Raw genomic sequence first — 18416 nt, 5'->3', positions numbered from 1 at the left:
AACCTCCTATAAATCGAATGTAATCAAAAATGTCGTTCCCTGGTCTGGCGCGGATGATACTTCCATAACACCGTTTCCTTTTTCCACAATTTCTTTCACCAGAAACAGGCCGATTCCACGGTTTTCATTATCTTTTGTGGAGAAGCCCCTTTCGAAAATGCGCGCTTTTACTTCATCCGTCATGCCGATGCCGTTGTCGCTCACTTCAATGGCCAGCACCCCGTCCCGGTCGTCAATCGAGATGTGGATTGCTTTATCTTCCCTGTCCGCGGCGATTAGCGCATCAAAAGCATTTTCGATCAAATTTCCCAGCAACACGACAAAATCATGGTAATCCAGCTTCTCCGGAAAATTGGTGAAATGGGTTTCCTTGTCGATGGTCACGGTAATGCCCAATTCTTTGCCCCGGATGATTTTCCCTAATAATAACCCGGAAATGTTTTCATTGCAGATCCGTTCATTCAGGAATTTTGTGACATTGTCATGCTCGCTTGAAACTTGCGACAAGTATTCCAACGCCTGTTTGGTGTGCCCTAAATGCAATAGCCCCGCAATGGTATGCAGTTTGTTTTTGTATTCATGGGTTTGCACGCGAAGGGCTTGTACATATGCTTTCACGCCCGTCAATTCTTCCGCCATCTTTTTAAAGGCGGTCAGATCTTTGAATACGGCGACGGCACCGACCACTTTCCCGTCCACCACGATGGGAATCCGGTTGCTCAAAATGCTGTGGTTGTTGACAAAAATTTCTTGGTCATACACAGGTTTTTCGGTATTGACGATTTCCGGCAGCCTTGTGTCCGGAATCACTTCCTCAATCCTTTTTCCGATGCATTCGGAAGGCTTTAAATCAACGCCTAAAATTTCGCAAGCTTTTTGATTAAAAATGGTGATCTTCATATCCTGATCAATGGCGATAATGCCGTCATGCATCGAGTTGAAGGTTTCCGTCCGTTCTACATACATTTTGGCAATCTCATCGGGCTCAAGGCCGAAAATCTGCTTCTTAATATTCATGCCAAGGGCTTTTGCGCCAAAGGTACTAAAGATCATCGACAGGGCGAAGGTGATGAAAATTTCATTGGAATATTCGGAAAAGAAATCATTGAATGTCGGCAGAAAGTAGCCGACAACCGTGACACCGATTTGCTTATTTTGCTCCATGATCGGGACGAATGCCCGAATCGTCGTTCCTTTTTCTCCTTTTGCTTTGGAAAGATAATAGTGTTCGGCAAAGGCCGCGTTTAAATCGGTCGACCGGCTCTTTCTTCCAATCTGCTTTTTGGATGGATGGGAATATTTGATCCGGTCCATGTCCATCACAACGATATATTCCGCGCGGTTGATGGTGCGGATTTCATCCACGATATCATCGATTCTCTTCGAAGCTTCCCGGAAATTATCGTTTAACAGGGCCGTTTTGATTTCAGGCAGATTCGCAACCGTCCTTGCCACCAGCATGGCCCTTTGCCCGATTTCTTTTTCCCTTTCCTTGATCATGCTTCCCAGAACAAACGTACCGGCAATAAAAAAGGAGAAGGCAATAATGAAAAAGGTCAGGAGCATAATTTTCGTGTTCATTGACAATTTTCTTTTTTCCAATTCATTGCCCTCCGGACGCTTTTTTGTCATAATGGCTATAACCATATTATATTACATGTCATTATGGTGAAACGTATATGAAATATTTTTTGGCTTGCGCTGTGTTGACGATTCTATTTATTATGGGATTCATCGCCTACCAGCAAGGAGCGTTTTCAAACGAAAAAATCGCTTACGATGATGAGCAGGTCGGATTGGACGACCAAATTGTGATCCATTTCAGCCATGTCGTGGCGGAAAATACGCCAAAGGGGATGGCGGCCAAAAAGTTTGCGGAACTCGTGGAAGAAAAAAGCGGGGGACGCATCATCGTAAAAGTTTTTCCGGACGGCATCTTGCACAGCGATTATGATGAACTGGAGGCATTATTGGACAATGAGGTGCAAATGATTGCGCCGACCACGTCCAAAATGACATCCCGCCTTCCAAGTTGGCAGGTATTGGACTTGCCTTTTCTCATCGAAACGAATGAGGAGCTGAAAGCCGTTTTGACAGGAGACCTGAGCGAAGCGTTATTGGAGGATTTATCGAAACTTCATATCAAAGGGCTCACCTTTTGGAGCAACGGCTTTAAGCAAATATCTTCCAACAGTCCGATTGTCCGCGCGGAAGATTTTCGGGGAAAACGGGTCCGAACGATGGACAGCGGCATCATCTCTCAGCAATTTGAATATCTCCATGCAGATCCCGTTCCTTTGAATTTTGATGATGTATATTACGAAATCCAGAATCATTTAATTGACGCACAGGAAAACACAATTTCCAATATCTATTCCAAGAAATTCTACACCATGGAAAATTACATCACGTTGTCCAACCACGGCATTATGGCTTATGCGGTGATGATGAACGAAGAGTTTTGGAACAGTTTGACAGAAAAGGACCAACAAATCATTTTGGAAGCTTTGGAAGAAATGCAGGGTTGGCAATTTGCCCTTGCCGAAAAGGTCAATGAAGAATATCTGCGGAAGCTTTCCAATGAGCCGGATGTAAAAATCATGAAGTTGGATGAAGAAAATAAAAGACAATGGAAGAAAGCGGTCAGCCCTCTTTATGAGTCATACAACAAAAAAATAAACGGAAATTATTTTAAAATGTTGCTGGAAGAAATCGGGAAAGTACATTAAATTTTCTATTGAACAAAATGAACAAAATGAAAGGTTTCCTTTAAAAAAGGAAGCCTTTTTTATTTTTGTTATATAACAATTTCATAAGAAAAAATCAGTGTTATAACAAGAAAAACGCTGAAATTCCGAACGGTTCAAAGAAGGTTTCCTCGGAATGAACAAAAGAAACAAAACAACTATTATGAACGAAACCCTAATTTTCAAATAATTTTTATTATTATAGATTCAAGCAAAAACAAATCTATTATGACGGGGATGATGATATGAAAATCTTAAAAAATCTGACGGTTCAAGTCATTATCGCAATCATTTTGGGGATCATCGTCGGTGCCATATGGCCTGAGTTTGGCGCAAAATTGAAAATTCTGGCGGATCTGTTCATTAAATTAATTAAAATGTTGATTGCGCCAATCATTTTCTTGACAGTCGTCATTGGAATCGGCAGCATGGGGGATGTAAAGAAGGTAGGAAAAATCGGTGGAAAAGCGTTGCTCTATTTTGAAATCGTTTCCACCCTCGCCCTTGCCATCGGGATTGTCGTTGCAATGATTATCCAGCCGGGGAAAGGGCTTGATACGTCCGCGGCAGAAAATGCCGACATTTCCAAATATACATCGGCCGCTGCTGAATCAGGGCATGGATTTGCCGAATTTATTTCGAGCATTATACCTGAACACTTTGTTGGCGCTTTGGCAAATGGGGAGTTGTTGCCGACGTTGTTTGCGGCCGTGTTATTCGGACTTGCGGCGGCAGCGGTCGGAGAAAGAGCCAAGCCTGTCATTACGTTCTTTGAAAATGTTTCCGAAATCTTTTTCAAAATTGTCGGCATGGTCATGATTTTTTCACCGATCGGCGCATTTGGCGCGATGGCCTACACGATCGGGAATTTCGGTGTAAAATCCCTTGCCAATCTGGGTCTTCTGATGGCATCAGTCTATACGACAATGTTTTTGTTCATCGTCTTGATTTTGGGTTCCATCGCCAAATTTTATGGCATCAATATTTTTAAATTTATCGCCTATATCAAAGAAGAAATTTTCATCGTCATCGGTACATCTTCTTCCGAATCGGCGTTGCCTTCTTTGATCCGCAAATTGGAACGGTTCGGCTGCTCCAAGCAAACGGTCGGACTTGTCGTGCCGACTGGCTATTCCTTCAATTTGGACGGAACGGCGATTTATTTGTCGATGGCATCCTTGTTCATCGCGCAAGCTTACGGAATCGATTTGACGATGACGCAAATACTGACCATCTTGGCCATCTTGATGCTGACTTCCAAAGGTGCGGCCGGCGTTACTGGCTCCGGATTCATTACCCTTGCGGCAACTTTGGCGGCATTTCCGATTATTCCGATTGAAGGAATCGCCCTATTGATCGGGGTGGACCGTTTCATGTCCGAAGCCCGTTCGGTTACAAATCTGATCGGAAATGCATTATCAGCCGTCGTCATTTCCAAGTCGGAAAAGGAATTTGACGTGGCAAAATATGAGGAATTAAAACAACAGCAAGTGGAAATCCATTAATAAAATAATAAAAAAAGGCTTTTAAGAAGGCGGGAACTTTCTTGAAAGCCTTTTTTTATTTCTATTAAACTAATTGGAGGATTTGAATATGGGAGAGATTGAAATAAGTGAGAATCGATTTGCCGTTTTCAATCGTGATCAACTGGTGGTTGACGTTTTTGATTCTCCCGATATGGGAAAAGTTTTTCCCCAGGTTTAGGATGACGAACTGATTGGCCAGGTTTGCGATTTGGGAGGCGAAGGTGTTTTGAAAGGTTGTGCTGTTCTTTGACGATAGATGAAGGAATTCCTGCTCATTCAAGCCATAAGGGAACTGATGAAAATGAGGAATGAGCCATTTCAAATGGCGCTGGGCGATGAACATGCTTTTATAGACGGGCGATTCAAAGACGATATAATCATCCAGGACCTTTGTGATGACGCCGTGCAAAGGTTCGTTTTTGGCCACCATCAGTTCCGCATGGATTCCTGTCGCCAAGGAAAGGATGTTTTTTAATGTCAGATTTTCGTTTCCTTTTGAAATGAATGCCGGAATTTCTGAAGGAGATTGAAGATTGTTCTCATTTTCTGTATCTATATAGAAGGAATGAATATGTTCAAAGGGAACATAGACAAATTTATTTTTCACATACAAGACAATAAGTTCGTCGCTTGAATCGACAATGCAGCCGTTTAATAGTTTTCCGCCGGATACTTCGATGGCGACAATTTCTTTTTTTAAATTTTGGAAAATGTCCCTTCCTCCTTTCCGTTCCAAAAATCGCTATCATCAACTCCGGTGCTGAAAGACTTGACTTAGTACTATGCATTATATTTTTCATTGTCCTTTTATATTCCACCCGGGTAAGGGCGGTTTTCTTCATTGTCCTTTTATATTCCCCCAGGATAAGGGCGATTCTCTCTAAAAGTTGTAATCATTGTTCTTTCTTATGCGGTAATGTTACAATATTACGTATGTTAGGAGGTACGAAAGATGTCGAACTTTACGGATTTTCATTTCAACCCCTTTATTATGGACGCCATTGAAAAGCTCGGCTTCAAGGAGCCGACGCCGATTCAAAAGGAGATGATACCGCTCATCCTTGAAGGGAAAAGCGCGATTGGGCAGGCCCATACCGGGACGGGAAAGACCCATGCGTTTTTATTGCCGATTGTCCAAAGAATCGATGTGAACAAACAGGAAGTGCAGGCGGTTATCACCTCTCCGACAAGGGAATTGGCGACCCAAATATTCGACCGGTTGAAAGAAATTATCGAAGGTACGGAAATCACCGCGAAATTATTGATCGGCGGGACGGACAAGCAGCGTTTGATGGAAAAATTAAAAACCCAGCCGCACATTGTGGTCGGGACGCCTGGCCGGATCAACGATTTGGTGAAGGAAAACGCCCTTTTGGTCCATAAGGCCCCCATTTTGGTCATCGATGAGGCGGATTTGGCCTTTGACATGGGATTCATTGAAGAGATCGACGGGTTTGCCGCACGGATGCCGGAGGATTTGGAAATGTATGTTTTCTCTGCCACGATTCCGGTAAAATTGCAGCCTTTCCTAAAAAAATATATGGAATCCCCGGTGCATATCCAAATCAATGACCGCAGGCCGGTTGCGGAAGGGATTGAATTATTGCTTGTGCCGATCCGTTCCAAAGACAGGAAGGAAAAATTGCTCGAGGTCTGCCAAGCCATCAATCCGTTCCTCTGCGTCATCTTCTGCAATACGAGAAAGACCGCGGAGGAAGTTGCCGCATTTTTGGCAGACAATGGCATCCATGCGGGGGAAATCCATGGAGATTTGACGCCGCGGGAACGCAAGAAAATGATGAAGCAAATCCGCGACCTGGAATTCCAATACATCGTCGCCACGGATTTGGCTGCGCGGGGCATTGATATCGAAGGCGTTTCCCACGTCATCAACTATGAGCTCCCTGAAGACAAGGAATTTTTCGTTCACCGGGTTGGCCGTACCGCACGGGCGAGACTTGAGGGAACGGCGATTACACTATATGGCCCAGACGATGAGGAGGATTTGGACCGCATTGAGGAAAAGCTGGGCGTTGCGTTCAAACACCGTGATGTCAAAGACGGTGAATGGATTGAATTAAAAGATCGGAAAGCCCGGAAAAAACGCGTGAAGCAGGACAACGAATTGGACAAGGTGGCCAAAGCCTTGGTGCGGAAACCGAAAAAGGTAAAACCGGGTTATAAGAAGCAAATGCGCATGGAAATGGAAAAAATCAAGAAAAAATTGAAAAAGAAAAGCAAGCGATAGAAAGGGAAATTGAGAATGTTAATTGGTTCACATGTATCGATGAGCGGCAAGAAAATGCTGCTTGCCGCCAGTGAAGAAGCCGCATCTTACGGGGCGACGACGTTCATGATTTATACGGGGGCACCCCAGAATACAAGAAGAAAATCCATCGAAGAATTGAATATTGAAGCGGGCCTGAAACACATGAAGGAGCACGGCATTTCCAATATTGTCGTGCATGCCCCATACATCATCAACATTGCCAATACGGTGAAGCCGGAAGTCTTCGCGTTGGGCGTGGAATTTTTGCAAAAGGAAATCGAGCGCACGGAAGCGATCGGAGCCACGCAAATCGTGCTCCATCCCGGCTCCCATGTCGGCGCAGGGGAAGAAAAGGGGATCAAAAAAATAATTGAAGGCTTAAACGAGGTGTTGTCAGGGGATTCACCGGTGCAAATCGCCCTGGAAACGATGGCCGGAAAAGGCTCCGAATGCGGAAAAACCTTTGAAGAGATTGCGAGAATCATTGATGGAGTAACCAATAATGAACGGCTGTCCGTTTGTTTTGACACGTGCCATACCCATGACGCAGGCTACAACATCGTGGAAGATTTCGATGGCGTGCTGGAGGAATTCGATAAAATCATCGGCATCGGCCGCATCAAAGTGGTGCATATCAACGACAGCAAAAACGAACGCGGCGCGAGAAAAGACCGCCACGAAAATATCGGTTTCGGCCATATTGGGTTTGAGGTATTAAATTACATCGTCCATCATGAAGCGTTCAAAGACATTCCAAAAATTCTGGAAACGCCTTGGGTAGGTCCGGATTCCAAAAATAAAAAGCCGCCTTATAAAGAAGAAATTGACATGTTGAAAACCGGTGAGTTTCATCCGGAATGGATTGAAGCATTGCGAGGCTAAGAGGCGGAGAAAAAGAGCGGGAAAGAGAAGTCCCGCTCTTTTTATTTTTGATAGCGGAATTTTTGATTCTTTCCAATTAAAAAAAGGCGCAACTGGGCATAATGGAGGCAAATGAAAAAAGAATGAAGGTGGCTGTGATGGTGAAAAGGAATATCTTGCTATCAACGATACTGTTTATTTTTTTCTATATTCATCCAATACAGGCGAAAACGTTTGATGATGCCGTCGATCAATATTTGGGCGCAAACGGCATCAGCGTTTCCATCCGCGATCTGGAGACCGGGGACATTTTGTATGACAGAAACGGCGATGCGCCAATGAAGCCGGCATCCACCTTGAAATTGCTTACGGCTGCGAGTGCATTGCATTCATTGGGGAAGGATTTCCGGTTCAAAACCGCGGTATTTGTTGACGGGAAGATTGTGGATCATAAACTTATCGGCGATTTGTATTTCAAAGGCAGCGGCGATCCGACCTTTCAAAAAAGGAACTTTTCTCAAATCGGTGACATCTTGAAGCTCCTGGGAGTGCACACCATCAAAGGAAATATATATGGGGATGATTTTTATTTTGAAGGGGAGGCCCTTTCCCCGGGGGTGGCCAAAGAGGACGAAAGCTATTATTATGCTTCAAGGATCAGCGCATTGACGATGTCGCCGGATCGGGACTATGATGCGGGAACGATGATCGTCCATGTCATCCCTACATCGGTCGGAATGAAGCCCCGTATCAAATTTGAACCCAATGATAGCGGCATGGTGTTTGTGAATGAGGCAAAGACGGTGAATGCAAAAGAAAAAAACACGATTGAAATCATCCGCAAATATAATTCGAACGAAGTGGTCATTTCGGGCAATATTCCGTTGGGCGCTCCCCATAAAGATTGGGTCACGTTGCATGATCCGACCATCAATACGCTGATTGCGTTCAAAAAAACATTGGAGGAGGAAGGTTTCGCTTTCGAGGGCACGTCCATTGGGCGGAAAGCCGTTCCAAAAAGCGCAAAGCTGCTTTACACGAAACAATCCATGCCTTTGGCCGATCTCGTCAATCCGTTTTTGAAATTGAGCAATAACAGCATCGCGGACATTTTGGTGAAAACCATGGGGAAAAAAGAATTGGGAAAAGGGGATTTCGAAAACGGATTGAAAGTGATTCGGGAATACGGAAAAGACATCGGGCTGAATATGGAACATTGGCAGTTTGAGGACGGTTCGGGCATTTCTCACAAAAACCGGACGACCGCCAATGAGCTGACGAATTTGCTGGTCAAAGTTCGCAAGGAGCCCTTTTTCCCAATCTTTTTCAACAGTCTGCCGTTCGGTGGAGAAAAGGACAGGGAAATCGGCGGATCACTGAGGGAACGGTACTTGGAGGATCATTTGAAAAACCGGGTGATTGCCAAAACAGGTCATATTTCAGGAGTGTACACGTTGGCGGGATATGTGACGGCAAGCAGCGGAAAAATGTATGCTTTTGCCGTAATGACGCAAAACCAAACGAAAAATAAAATCAAGGATATCGATAAAGCCGTGGAAGCGATTGTGGAGCATTATTGATGTTTCCATTCAGGAGCGGATTGATTGAAGTATGGCGGCTTGGGTTTGGAGGATGTTCAATAAAGAATCGGATTGGCGGATAAATTCCGGAATTTAGCGGAAATTTCGGGGGAATCGGCGGATATCCCCTGATTTGGCGGATATCGGATTCAGAAGCAGCCATCAATTATCGATTGGCGGATATGTTCACAATGTTGGCGGAAATTCAATGAAAAACGGCGGATTATTCCAAAAGTTTGGCGGATATCGTAAGCAGAAGCGGCGATAGATGGGGGATTCATACCACAAACCCGGCCGAAAGCGGACCATCCTTAAAAGAAGAGAGCGAATGACTTCTTTTCATTCGCTCTCTTTCTACTGTAAACCTACCTCAAATCGTCCAGCATCTTCTTATATTTTTTATATTTCTTGTAACCAAGGATCCGCTCCGCTTCTTTCAAGACCCAATTGGGAATTCCCGTGACAAGCCAAGTAATGTTTGCCTGCTGCGCCAATGGGCGAAGCTGGCGGATCTCTTCAATGGTCAGATCCACTCCATATTGCTTCGCCATTTTGCGGATCTCCTTATCGGATTTCGATAACATAGACTCCCAAAATTCAATGATATGGTTCATCCACTCATCCTTTCTAAACTTCAAGCAAGAAACCTTTACAAAGAAAAACAAATCCCGTATACTTACAGAATGTAAATCGTAATGATTCTGAATTGGAAAGAAGAGAAATGATGAAAACACCTTATGTGGAGCTAAAAAACGTTTCATTTACATATGAATCGAATCCCGTATTAAACAATGTTTCCTTAAGTGTAGAGGAAGGGGACTTTTTGGCCCTGATAGGACCGAATGGTTCAGGGAAATCCACGTTGTTAAAAATAATTTTGGGTTTATTGAAAGCGAAAGGCGAGATCAAGCTTTTCGGAGAGCCGATCTCAGACTTCCAGCATCACGAATGGATCGGCTATGTTTCGCAAAAATCCAATGCCTTCAACTCGGGTTTCCCGGCCACGGTAAAAGAAGTGGTGCAAAGCGGGCTGACGAAAAAAGCCGGCCTTTTTAAACGCATGCCGAAAGATGCGAAGCAGAAAGTGATGGAGGCACTGAAGGCGGTTGGCATGGAAAAATTCATCAACCGCAGGATCGGTGAGCTTTCCGGAGGCCAGCAGCAGCGGGTGTTCATTGCCCGCGCTTTGATTTCCGAGCCGAAACTTCTGGTTCTGGATGAACCGACAGTCGGTGTCGATATCAAACATGTTCAATCATTTTATGATATGTTGAGTGAATTAAATAAGAAACATCATTTAACGATTATTTTGGTGACCCACGATATTGAAGCGCCTTTCAATCAAATCAGCCATGTGGCATTTTTGAATCAGCGGATTCTTTTTTATGGAAGCATCGACGAATACAACCGGCTTCCAAAAGAACAAATTTACCAATGGTACGGCCATTCCGTACGGGCTGTGTAAGGAGAACCGGATATGATCGAAGCGATATTACATTATGAATTCTTGCAAAATGCGTTCCTCTCCGGCATCATCATCGGCTTCATCGCGCCGCTTTTGGGGGTATTCATCGTTGTCCGGAGAATGTCATTGATTGCCGATGCCCTTTCGCATGTCACATTGGCGGGAATTACCGGAGGGTTGTTATTAAATCAACATATTGCCGCACTCGCTTTTTTCAACCCGATCTATTTCGGGATTGCCGCGAGCATACTCGGTTCCGTCCTGATTGAAAGGTTAAGAGTTTTATATAAACATTTTTCGGAATTGGCCATCCCGATTATCATGTCATGCGGAATCGGATTGAGCGCCGTATTCATTTCCCTGGCCAACGGGTTCACGACGGATGTGATGGGATATCTATTTGGGACGGTATCCGCGGTTTCAAGGCAAGATTTGTGGATTATCGTCGCGATTGCCGTCATCGTGTTGCTATTTTTAACAATCTTCTATAAAGAACTTTTTGTTCTATCCTTTGATGAAGAATATGCAAAAGCATCCGGTCTTCCGGCCACCATGATCCATTTTTTATTTATGATCATTGTGGCGCTGACAATTGCGGCCAGCATGAGGATTGTTGGGATTTTGCTCGTTTCCTCCCTCATCACCTTGCCTGTCGCCGGCGCTATGCGGCTTTCAAAAGGATTCAAAGAAACGCTGGTGTATTCCGTCGTTTTCGGGGAAATGGCGGTCATTATCGGATTAATCCTCGCATTCTACCTGGATCTGGCGCCTGGCGGTACAATTGTCGTTACTTCCATTGCCATACTGATCATCGTCATCTTATGCAAAAAAGCGGTTCAGAAGGGGGCGCAGCAATGAATCGGGAAAAAGCTTGGGAAATCTTGAAAGCCCATGGGTACAAAAAAACGGATAAACGGGAGCTCATTTTATCCATGTTTGAAGCGACGGACAAGTATTTGACTGCCCGCGATTTGTTGGAAGTGCTGAAAAAAGATTACCCCGGCATGAGCTATGACACGATTTATCGCAATCTGGCAACCTTTGTCGAGCTGGGGATATTGGAAGAAACGGAATTAAACGGGGAGAAACGGTTCCGCATGCATTGCGAAGTGGATCACCACCACCATCATTTTATATGCATGAAATGCGGAATGGTGAAAGAAGTATCATTATGCCCGATGGAAATGCTGGAATCGATGCTGCCCGGATATGCCATTGAATCCCATAAATTCGAAATCTATGGAAAATGCCCGGAATGTAATGTATAATGTTCACCACGAGTGCCAAAATGATCAATTTCTTCGTTGGCACTCTATACTATTTTGAAGGGCACAAAAATCATAGAAAGAGGGGGTGCATTGATAAAAAAATAAATAAAAATATTGATATATCAAGCACAAAAATCATAGAAAGAGGGGTTGCATTGAAACGCATTTGGTTCTTGGCAGTATTTTTATTAATCGCTGTACTGGCCGGTTGCGGCGGCAAAGAAGATGCCGCTACAAAGGATGCGGAAGACAAAAAATCCGGACAATCGTATACGGTGGTGGATGGCCGGGGCGTAGAAATCGAATTCGAAAAAGCGCCTGAAAAGGTCATTTCATTGCAGCCGAGCAATACGGAGATTTTGTTTGCATTGGGCGTCGGCGACAAGGTCATCGGCGTAACGGAATATGACAACTGGCCTGAGAAAGTGAAAGATATTGAAAAGGTCGGTTCCCCGACTTCCTTTAATGTGGAAAGAATCGTGGAGCTGAATCCGGATGTCATCTTCGCCTATACAATGGGCGGCGAAGAGCAGGTGAAGCAATTGGAAGAGGCGGGCTTGAAAGTGTTCGTCATCCAATCGCCAAGCTCCGTTGAGGATGTGTATAAAGATATCAATCAAATCGCCCAAGCCATGGGTGTTGAAGATAAAGGAAAAGAACTTGTTGAAAACATCAAAGGGCAATTGGCAGCGCTGAAAGAAAAAACCGACAAGATTATACAAAAGAAAAGAGTGTATTTTGAAATCGCGCCAGCTCCGGACATCTGGACGATGGGCTCCGGCACATTCCAGCAGGAGTTGATTGAAACCGCGGGCGTTGAAAACATTTATGCGGATCAAAAAGGCTGGTTCTCCGTGACGGAGGAAGACATCATCAACCGGAATCCGGAAGTGATCATAACTACAGTAAACTATGTTGATAATCCGGCTGGAGAAATTAAATCCAGACAAGGCTGGGAGTCCATTAAGGCCATCAAAGACGGGGCGGTTTATGAATTGCAGGCGGATTTATTGGACAGACCTGGCCCCCGCATCGCGGAAGCCGCTGAATTGTTAGCCAAAACCATTTATCCGGAAATTTTTGAAAAGCAATAAAAAAGGGCGAATGGGAATTTCAAAATTCCCCATTCGCTCTTTTCATTTGACGATAACCGAAATGTCAGGAAGCGCTTTCCAAATCTTTGTCATCTGCAGGCCGTTTCTTTGTCAGGAAGAACGAAAGGAACAATCCGATGAAAGCAAAACAAAGGGCGACGAAAAAGGCGATTTTGATGCCTTTATAAATTTCCTCATTGGACAAAACAGACTGTACATTCCCGAAACTCATCACGGAAACGAGCATGGCCGTGAAGATGGAGGCGCCGACTGTCCGGATCGTGTTATGCATCGCCGTGCCATGGGCAATCATGTCATGCGGCAATGAATTGATGCCGGAAGTCATGAGATTCATGGACATCAGCGAAAATCCGAACATTTGGATTGCAAAAATGAAAGAAATCAAAGGAACCGGCGTGTTTTTATGAATAAGCGTATAACCGATCGTCGCAAGCACCATGCAGCTGAATCCGATGATGGACAACCCTTTTGCGCCGAACCGGTCAAACAGTTTGCCGGAAATCGGCGACATGATTCCGGTGATGACGGCTCCCGGCAAAAGCATCAGACCGGATGTAAGGGCCGTGCCGTGTTGAATTTTTTGCACGAAAATCGGCAAAATCGTTTCAAGCCCGATCAACAGCCCGAACACGACGACGGAAAGAATCGTCGTCAATGTAAATTCTTTTGAATGAAACACGGTGAAATTCAGCATCGGCTGTTCCAATTTAAATTGTCTGCTGATGAAGAGATACAACGATATGGCGCCGAAGACGATGGAAATCATGACGTTCGGGTTTGCCCATCCATAGGAACCGACTAAACTTGTCGAGTAAAGAATGCCTCCCCAGCCAAAGGAAGACAAAATGACCGACAAAACGTCAAGTTTTCTCTCCCTCTGCCTCGTCACGTTCTTCATCAAGAAGATGGAGAGAATCAGCACAAGCAGCGTAAACGGCAAAACGGTATAAAACAAATATCTCCATGAGAAGTGGTCGATGATCCAACCAGCCAAGGTCGGTCCGATAGCCGGAGCAAATCCGATCACCAGACCGCTGACCCCCATTGCCGCCCCCCGTTTTTCAACAGGGAAGATTGAAAAGATGACCGTTTGCATTAATGGCATAAGCATCCCCGCGCCGATCGCCTGGAGAATCCGGGCCAAAATCAGCATCCAAAAATTCGGAGTAACGGCGCCGACAAATGTCCCCGACGCAAAGATGCCAATGGCAAAAATCAGCAACCATTTGCTGCTGTACTTTTCAATCAGAAAGGCCGTAATCGGAATCATGATTCCATTGGCGAGCAAAAAGCCGGTCGTCACCCATTGCGCTTCCCCAGGGGTGATGGAAAACTCCTCCATGATGGATGGCAAAGCGACAATGAGCAGCGTCTGGTTCAATAAAGAAACAAAGGACGCCGCCAGCAGGATACTGACTATGAGATTGCGATTATATGATTCCATTTTCATAGTGTTCAAATCGGCAATTCCCCTTTTTCTGAATTGGAAGGAAAGAATAAGAAAATCTTAAAATATGTTACATAAGAAATCAAGCAAATCGTTTTTAGCAAATAAAATGCATGTATGCAAATTTTTTCTCAGAACATAATAACAGCAAGAAAAAAGGAACAGATAGGCAGGTGATTGTGATTGTCGCCGTTCTTTAAAAAAAGCAATCCCAATACGGATCAAACATTGCGATACCTGGAAAGCAAGATTGTCAATGAGCATAAAAACAAGCCGATATCCGGCAGCCTTGAAGACAATATCCAACTATTGAAAAATATTTTTGAAAAGGATCTGGATTACTCTTTCCGAAGATTTGAACTTTTCAACCAAATTCCATCGGCTATCATCTATTTTCAATCATTGGTCGATAAAGAAAAAATCAATCAGGACATTATCAAGCTGCTGCAAGAACATCGGATGGTGGAAGAAAACAAAGACAAGATTCCACAATATATAATAGAAAACGTTTTGTATTATAACGATACAACGACCGTCAAAGATATGTCGAAAATCATCAGCGCCATTATGCAAGGGAAAGCGGTTGTATTCATTGACGGGTGCCTGGAAGCGCTGGAGCTGGATGTGCTGCAGCTGGAAAAAAGAAGCATAGACGAGCCGGATACGGAACGGGCTGTCCGGGGACCGAGGGACGGATTTATCGAACAATTATCCATCAATATTTCCTTGTTGCGGTATCGCCTGCCAATTCCGGAATTTCGGGTGGAAGAAACGGAGGTAGGCGTCCGCACGAAAACAAAAGTTGCCGTTTGTTATATAGAAGATATTGCCAATCCGGCATTGGTGGAAGAAGTGAAGCAACGAATTGATGCGATTGAGATTGACGGAATTTTGGATTCCGGCTACATTGAACAAATGATTGAAGATAATCCGAAATCCCCTTTCCCGCAAGTGATTAATACGGAAAGGCCGACAAAAGTGGTCGGAAATCTTCTGGAAGGACGTGTTGCCATTTTAATGAATGGAAGTCCTTCCGCATTGGTGGTGTAAATTATCACTTTATTTCCGCACAAAAAAGACTCTTTTTTGCACATTCCTTCGGAATATCCCTCTCCCCCTTTCCGAAAGAATGTGCTAAATTTTTTGTGAATTATTTCGGAATGGGACATGGGTGATTTCCAGAGGGGGGACGAGGACGTGATTCGGTTTCATGACTTTCAGGTCGATGTCCAGACATATGCCCAGCGGGGAAAACAAAACGACTTTCCCCTTCTTAAGCGGTGCCCTCATTGCCAGGCAAAACGCCCTCTTTATCGCCATGGGTACTACGAACGAAATGCCGTGACGTCGCATCAGTCTTATCGCATTTGGATCGCTCGGTATCGCTGCCCGGAGTGCAGGAGGACGGTGGCCGTGTTGCCTTCATTTCTTCTCCCTTATTTTCAGTATACGTTGCCCACCATATGGAGAGTGGTGAAAGAACGGTTGGGCCTGACTCCGAAACGGGGGATGGAGGAGGCTCCACTCCTTCCTACGGATGAAGGGGTTTTATTTTATGTCCGACGTTTATTCCGAAATTTGAACCACCTTCATTGGTTTTTTGCGGAGCGCTGGAGAAAAATTGGTCCTGCCATCGCCCAAGCGAGAGAACGAGCCCTATGGTGGATCCAGACGATGGAGGAGATCGGCCTCTTTTTCGTCATCCAAGAGATATGGGAGCACCGATCGACGCATCTTTTTGCACGTACATTCAGTTCCTGATTTTACTTATATCCCCTTATATGGAATCATTTATAGATTCCACAAACCTTTCCTCTCGACGGTCGGGGGAATGATCCGATAGGATAGAGACAGGATGGACCGATAAGGTCCTAGAATGGGATGAACGAAGGAGGAGATCGAAATGAATGAGTCGATGAGACAGGAGATCGCTTTATTTCGGTATGGATTGATCGCTCCATTGGTGAATGGACAAGTCGATCCAAAAACGTACTTGAAGGAAGTAGCGGAACGGATCCATCAAGTTCCCCACCATGGAGAGAAACGCATCGCCGCCAAAACGATCCTCGACTGGTGCACGCAGTACAAAAAAGGGGGCTTTGAGGCGCTGAAGCCGAAACGACGGTCGGACCGTGGCCATTCCCGGAGGCTGTCACCTGAAGAAGAGGATCACATTTTAGCCCTGAGAAAAAAACACCCCCACATGCCCGTGACGGTGTTCTACGAACACCTTATCGAGCAGGGGGAAATCCAATCCATCTCTTATTTCACTATATACCGACTTTTAAAAAAATACAACCTCGTGGGGAAAGAAATTTTACCGATTCCTGAACGAAAACGATTCGCGTACGATCAGGTCAATGAGCTCTGGCAAGGTGATTTGTCCCATGGCCCGTTGATTCGCGTGAATGGCAAAACGCAAAAAACGTTTTTGATTGCCTATATCGATGACTGCTCGCGGGTCGTGCCGTACGCTCAGTTTTTCTCTTCCGAGAAATTTGACGGGTTGCGGATCGTAACCAAGGAAGCGCTGCTTCGATACGGAAAGCCGAAGCGAATTTACTCGGATAACGGCAAGATTTATCGGGCGGAACCCTTGCAGTACGCCTGCGCGGAGTTAGGGATCACCTTGATCCATACCCAGCCGTACGATCCGCAAAGCAAAGGGAAAATCGAACGATTTTTCCGCACCGTACAGACGCGGTTTTACCCGTTGCTCGAAATGAATTCACCGAAGTCGCTCGAAGAGCTAAACGAGCGATTTTGGAAGTGGTTGGAGGAAGATTACCATCGAAAACCGCATGCCTCGTTGAACGGGAAGACGCCACATGAAGTGTTTCAATCGCAAGTCCATTTGGTGTCGTTCGTCGAGGATTCGGATTGGCTCGACTCGATCTTTTTGAAACGCGAATACCGTAAAGTGAAGGCCGATGGTACGGTCACGTTGAACAAGCAGCTGTATGAAGTTCCGCCCCGGTTCATCGGACAATCGATCGAACTCCGTTATGATGAACAAGGCGTGTATGTGTACGAAGACGGTCAACGGGTCGCCGAAGCGGTCCTTGTTCGCTTCGAGGACAATGCCTATGTGAAACGCCATCGGTCACCGTTTGCGGCGGTTCCGGTAGAGGGAGGCGAAAACGATGTATAAAACGTTTTATTCCCTTTCCCGAGAGCCGTTTTCGAAGGAGACGAATCCACCAGAGGCTTATCAAGGGGCCTCGTATCAAGAGGCCCTCGCCGCTTTGGACTACGTGAAACGAACAAGAGGGATCGGGCTATTGATCGGTGAACCAGGGGCCGGCAAGACATTCGCCCTTCGGGCGTTTAAGGAATCCCTGAATCCGTCACTGTATCACGTCGTTTATTTTCCATTGTCAACGGGAAGCGTGATGGACTTTTATCGCGGCCTTGCCTTCGGGCTCGGGGAAGAGCCGAAATACCGCAAGGTCGACTTGTTTTATCAAATCCAACAAGGGATCGAGCGCTTGTATCATGAACAACGGGTAACGTCAGTGTTCATCCTCGATGAAATGCATTTAGCGAAGGATGCCTTTCTGCAGGATATCGCGATCCTGTTCAACTTTCACATGGACTCAACAAATCCGTTTGTCTTGATTTTGGCGGGGCTGCCCCATTTACAGGCAAAACTACGGTTGAATCAACACCGTCCGCTTCACCAACGAATCATCATGCGATACCAGATGGGGCCTCTTGATAAGGAAGAAGTGGTAGGATATATCGAACACCGCCTGAAACAGGCGGGGGCGAAACACCCGATTTTTACCCCAGCTGCCTTAGAAGCGATCGCCCTGCAGTCGCAGGGGTGGCCGCGGATCATCAACAACCTCGCCACCACTTGCCTGTTATACGGCGCTCAATTAAAAAAACATATGATTGACGAAGACATTGTGCGTATGGCAGCCGAAGAAATGGGGTACTGACACAGCAGGGGCTGATCGGCCCCTGTTATGTTTCATCCCGATCCATCCTCATTCTAGTTAATCATCCGAAATAATGTGCAAATGTTCGGAAATAATCTGCAAAACCTGGAATAATTCGCAAAGATTTTGCACATTATTTCAGAATCCGTCCGAAATAATTTGAAAAAGGGATTCTGAAATAATGTGCTAATTTA

17 protein-coding genes are annotated in these 18416 nt (G+C 45.2%); 13 read left to right on the top strand and 4 right to left on the bottom strand.

Annotated elements, in window-relative coordinates; translation table 11 throughout:
• Positions 1-6: 6 nt before the first annotated feature.
• On the bottom strand, positions 7-1581 hold the full coding sequence (locus NST62_RS07265; RefSeq protein WP_246045813.1) for a sensor histidine kinase: 1575 nt from the start codon (positions 1579-1581) through the stop codon (positions 7-9).
• A 98-nt stretch (positions 1582-1679) separates the two neighbouring features.
• On the opposite strand from NST62_RS07265, the gene NST62_RS07260 reads away from it, so the two are divergent.
• Together NST62_RS07260 and dctA are read left to right on the top strand one after the other, a co-directional pair.
• Complete coding sequence (locus tag NST62_RS07260) at positions 1680-2729, top strand: DctP family TRAP transporter solute-binding subunit (protein WP_141601324.1); 1050 nt, start codon at positions 1680-1682, stop codon at positions 2727-2729.
• A 263-nt stretch (positions 2730-2992) separates the two neighbouring features.
• Complete coding sequence (gene dctA, locus NST62_RS07255) at positions 2993-4252, top strand: C4-dicarboxylate transporter DctA (RefSeq protein WP_141601323.1); 1260 nt, start codon at positions 2993-2995, stop codon at positions 4250-4252.
• A gap of 64 nt (positions 4253-4316) precedes the next feature.
• Here dctA and NST62_RS07250 read toward each other — a convergent pair whose 3' ends face one another.
• A complete protein-coding gene (locus NST62_RS07250) occupies positions 4317-5009 on the bottom strand; it encodes a hypothetical protein (RefSeq protein WP_141601322.1) in 693 nt (230 codons plus the stop codon).
• 216 nt (positions 5010-5225) lie between these two features.
• Between NST62_RS07250 and NST62_RS07245 the strand changes: the two genes are divergently transcribed.
• From NST62_RS07245 to dacB, 3 genes are all read left to right on the top strand, one after another.
• Positions 5226-6521, top strand: coding sequence for a DEAD/DEAH box helicase (locus tag NST62_RS07245; protein ID WP_141601321.1), 1296 nt, complete (start codon positions 5226-5228; stop codon positions 6519-6521).
• A gap of 15 nt (positions 6522-6536) precedes the next feature.
• Entirely contained in the window at positions 6537-7424 is an 888-nt protein-coding gene (locus NST62_RS07240) for a deoxyribonuclease IV (protein ID WP_141601320.1), read from the top strand.
• Between the two features lie 137 nt (positions 7425-7561).
• The gene (gene dacB / locus NST62_RS07235; RefSeq protein WP_328219846.1) at positions 7562-8983 is read left to right on the top strand and encodes a D-alanyl-D-alanine carboxypeptidase/D-alanyl-D-alanine-endopeptidase; all 1422 of its coding nucleotides are present in this window, start codon (positions 7562-7564) and stop codon (positions 8981-8983) included.
• A gap of 365 nt (positions 8984-9348) precedes the next feature.
• Here the strand turns inward: dacB and NST62_RS07230 are convergent, their stop codons facing one another.
• Positions 9349-9534 (bottom strand): isopropylmalate synthase, encoded by a 186-nt coding sequence (locus NST62_RS07230; protein WP_141601318.1) that lies wholly within the window; start codon positions 9532-9534, stop codon positions 9349-9351.
• 173 nt (positions 9535-9707) lie between these two features.
• Here NST62_RS07230 and NST62_RS07225 point away from each other — a divergent pair, with 173 nt between their 5' ends.
• From NST62_RS07225 to NST62_RS07210, 4 genes are all read left to right on the top strand, one after another.
• Positions 9708-10448 carry a metal ABC transporter ATP-binding protein gene (locus tag NST62_RS07225; protein WP_328215928.1) on the top strand — a complete coding sequence of 247 codons (741 nt, stop codon included), beginning with the start codon at positions 9708-9710 and terminating at the stop codon, positions 10446-10448.
• Positions 10449-10460: 12 nt separating this feature from the next.
• Positions 10461-11306, top strand: coding sequence for a metal ABC transporter permease (locus NST62_RS07220; RefSeq protein ID WP_141601316.1), 846 nt, complete (start codon positions 10461-10463; stop codon positions 11304-11306).
• Positions 11303-11716 (top strand): Fur family transcriptional regulator, encoded by a 414-nt coding sequence (locus NST62_RS07215; RefSeq protein WP_141601315.1) that lies wholly within the window; start codon positions 11303-11305, stop codon positions 11714-11716. The genes NST62_RS07220 and NST62_RS07215 overlap by 4 nt, the downstream gene beginning before the upstream one ends.
• Before the next feature lie 155 nt (positions 11717-11871).
• Complete coding sequence (locus tag NST62_RS07210) at positions 11872-12810, top strand: ABC transporter substrate-binding protein (RefSeq protein ID WP_141601314.1); 939 nt, start codon at positions 11872-11874, stop codon at positions 12808-12810.
• A 64-nt stretch (positions 12811-12874) separates the two neighbouring features.
• Here NST62_RS07210 and NST62_RS07205 read toward each other — a convergent pair whose 3' ends face one another.
• Complete coding sequence (locus NST62_RS07205) at positions 12875-14290, bottom strand: MDR family MFS transporter (RefSeq protein WP_141601313.1); 1416 nt, start codon at positions 14288-14290, stop codon at positions 12875-12877.
• 171 nt (positions 14291-14461) lie between these two features.
• Here NST62_RS07205 and NST62_RS07200 point away from each other — a divergent pair, with 171 nt between their 5' ends.
• The 4 genes from NST62_RS07200 to NST62_RS07185 all read left to right on the top strand — a co-directional run bounded on the left by NST62_RS07200 (position 14462) and on the right by NST62_RS07185 (position 18222).
• A complete protein-coding gene (locus tag NST62_RS07200) occupies positions 14462-15328 on the top strand; it encodes a spore germination protein (RefSeq protein WP_342462780.1) in 867 nt (288 codons plus the stop codon).
• Between the two features lie 147 nt (positions 15329-15475).
• On the top strand, positions 15476-16039 hold the full coding sequence (locus NST62_RS07195; protein WP_011229674.1) for a DUF6431 domain-containing protein: 564 nt from the start codon (positions 15476-15478) through the stop codon (positions 16037-16039).
• 142 nt (positions 16040-16181) lie between these two features.
• Entirely contained in the window at positions 16182-17429 is a 1248-nt protein-coding gene (locus NST62_RS07190) for an IS481 family transposase (protein ID WP_141603373.1), read from the top strand.
• Positions 17422-18222 carry an AAA family ATPase gene (locus NST62_RS07185; RefSeq protein WP_011229854.1) on the top strand — a complete coding sequence of 267 codons (801 nt, stop codon included), beginning with the start codon at positions 17422-17424 and terminating at the stop codon, positions 18220-18222. Before NST62_RS07190 ends, NST62_RS07185 begins: the two co-directional genes overlap by 8 nt.
• The last annotated feature ends 194 nt before the right edge of the window (positions 18223-18416 follow it).

Origin of the sequence: Ureibacillus sp. FSL K6-8385, assembly GCF_038593155.1 — a bacterium.
Classification (GTDB): Bacteria; Bacillota; Bacilli; order Bacillales_A; family Planococcaceae; genus Ureibacillus; species Ureibacillus terrenus.
The sequence above is the reverse complement of the archived record's forward strand: the minus strand, read 5'-3'. Positions and strand labels throughout refer to the sequence as shown.